General features: G+C 61.4%; 3 protein-coding genes. 2 read left to right on the top strand and 1 reads right to left on the bottom strand.

Translation table 11 applies throughout. The annotated features are described in order from the left end of the window. Positions 1-313, bottom strand: a 313-nt coding sequence (locus EOA60_RS28375) for an MFS transporter (protein WP_206628287.1), incomplete at its 3' end; no start/stop codon positions are given. Between the two features lie 533 nt (positions 314-846). Between EOA60_RS28375 and EOA60_RS28380 the strand changes: the two genes are divergently transcribed. Further along, a complete protein-coding gene (locus EOA60_RS28380; protein ID WP_127335703.1) occupies positions 847-1,815 on the top strand; it encodes a hypothetical protein in 969 nt (322 codons plus the stop codon). Positions 1,816-1,880: 65 nt separating this feature from the next. Beyond that, positions 1,881-2,540: quinolinate synthase (locus EOA60_RS28385; RefSeq protein ID WP_164899605.1), on the top strand; the 660-nt coding region annotated here is incomplete at its 3' end.

The raw sequence follows: 2,540 nt of genomic DNA on the forward strand, positions 1-2,540 counted from the left end.
GCATGATCGACGACAATGCTATCACGCACCAGCCGATCGCCATGACATGGCGGCGGCTGAAATTGTCGGCGATGGCGCCGGCAAAGATCGACAGCAGGAAGACGGGCAGCGTCGTGGAGGCCTGCACGAGCGCGACCATCACGTCCGAGGTTGAGATGGTGGCCATGAGCCAGCTCACCGCAACGCTCTGAAAAAGCCAGCCCAGGCTTGACACTTGCGCGAAAAGCCAGACCGCACGAAAGGTCGGGTTTTCGAGCGGAGCAAACGTCGCCGACGAAACGGAAGCCGCGTCCGCGCGCACCACCCTGCTCATTGGCCCGAGCCCCCACTATCTAATGATCAAGTTGAAAATATCTGCTTGTTCACTTGCGCACAGACAGTGGCAGGATCAGGGCGCGACTGGTGCGTGCCAGAAATTTATGTTCAGGTCTCGTGAAGCGGCGAAGCCGACCCTTTCAACCGGAAAGGCTGTTGATTGAGTAGCGCAGCAGCCTGACGAGCCAAACAAGCTTCCTCTTGAACAGCCATCTTTGAAGAGCCGGCGGCCCTGCCTTCGCCGCAGGCCGCCTCGTTAGCCGAAGTCGCAGCTGTATCTGGGCTGCTCCCGAGCACGAGTTCGATCTCGGAATTGATTGATCGTGCGCAGATGGCGCCGCTCAGCGGATCAGCCTGCGTTCCTGCGCTCGCCTTCCCTTGCGTTACCCGCCGCCGATGTCGCGTTTGGCATGGTATTTTGCCAATGCGACGGACAAAGTGGCTGTAAGTACGCGTTGACGCGCGGCCCCGCATAGGTCAGTTTTGATTAAATCGGTTTAGGCAAGCCAGTGCTTCACCATGTTCCAGAACATGCGCGACAAGCCAACAGGACTTAGAAAATCGATTACGGCCCGCAAGAGGCGCGCGATCAACGTCGATCTGATCGCGGTGGTCGCCGCCGTCAATGACCGCGGCCCTTGCGTTCTCACCGTCGGGCAGCGTGGTTCCCTTCCCTCCGGTCCGTTCGAGCTCAGCCACCGCTCGCTGCAGTCGGGTTTGAGGAACTGGGTCGAACAGCAGACCGGTCATCCACTGGGCTATATCGAGCAACTCTATACCTTTGCCGATCGCGACCGGATCGGGGCCAAGAGTGAGCAGCGCAACATCTCTATCAGCTATCTGGCACTGACCCGCCGGGAAACTATTGCCGCGCAGCCTAAGTCGCAGTGGCGAAGCTGGTACGAGTATTTTCCGTGGGAGGATCACCGCTCCGGCATGCCGGCGGCGCTAAAAATCCTGCGGCCGCGCCTGCTTGCCTGGGCCAAGAGCGCCGAGAATGCTGCCGCGCGGCGCGAGCGCCGCCAGCGCGCCGCGATCGCCTTTGCCTTTGATGACCGTCCCTGGAACGAGGAGCTCGCGCTGCAGCGCTACGAACTGCTCTACGAAGCCGCGCTGGTCGAAGAGGCTGGTGGAGATCTAAAGTCCGTCCCCGGCCCTTCCGTTTCGGGCAGGGCCATGGTTGCCGACCATCGCCGGATCCTGGCAACGGGCATTGCGCGGCTGCGCTCCAAGATCAAATACCGGCCGGTTGTCTTCGAACTCATGCGGCCGACCTTCACGCTGCTCCAGCTGCAGCGGGCCGTGGAAGCCTTGGCTGGGAGGCTCATCAACAAGCCGAACTTCCGCAGGCTGGTCGAGCAGCAGGAATTGGTGGAGGAGACCGGCGAGACGTCGCTCGACACAGGCGGCCGGCCGGCAAAGCTTTTCCGGTTTCGCCGTGCCGTCCTCGACGACAGCGCCGTCGCTTCGGGGACAAAGTTGCCGCTCCCGAGGGCTTGACACCATTATAGTCGGTGTAGATATATCCCACTTATTGTCAGCTGGAATATAATCGGGAGGCGCGGATGAGTGGCGCATTACCTACGGCCGCGTCGCTCTATGAGCGCGTCCGGCGGGTGATCCCGCCAATCGAATGGCCGGCCTTTGCGGACGACATCGGCGCCATCCTGGCGCTGAAGCGGCGCAACGCCGTCATTCTGGCGCATAATTACCAGACGCCCGAGATCTTCCATTGCGTGGCTGACATCGTCGGCGACAGCCTGGCGCTCGCCCGCAAGGCAATGACAGTCGAAGCCGAAGTGATCGTGCTCGCCGGCGTGCATTTCATGGCCGAGACCGCCAAGCTGCTCAATCCCGACAAGACCGTACTGATCCCAGACCTTGGCGCCGGCTGCTCTCTCGCCGACTCCATCACAGCTTCGGATGTGCGCCTGATGCGGCAGCGCTATCCCGGTATGCCGGTTGTCACCTACGTCAACACCTCCGCGGCCGTAAAAGCTGAATCGGACATCTGCTGCACCTCAGGCAATGCGCTGGCAGTGGTGAAATCGCTCGGCGCGCCGCGCGTCATCATGCTGCCCGACGAATATCTGGCGAAAAACATCGCCGCGCAGACAAAGGTCGAGATCATCGCCTGGAACGGACGCTGCGAAGTGCATGAACGCTTCACAGCGGGTGACATTCGCGAATTGCGCGAGGCGCATCCGGGCGTCACGGTGCTTGCC

The organism is Mesorhizobium sp. M1A.F.Ca.IN.020.06.1.1, from assembly GCF_004023265.1.
Classification (GTDB): domain Bacteria; phylum Pseudomonadota; class Alphaproteobacteria; order Rhizobiales; family Rhizobiaceae; genus Mesorhizobium.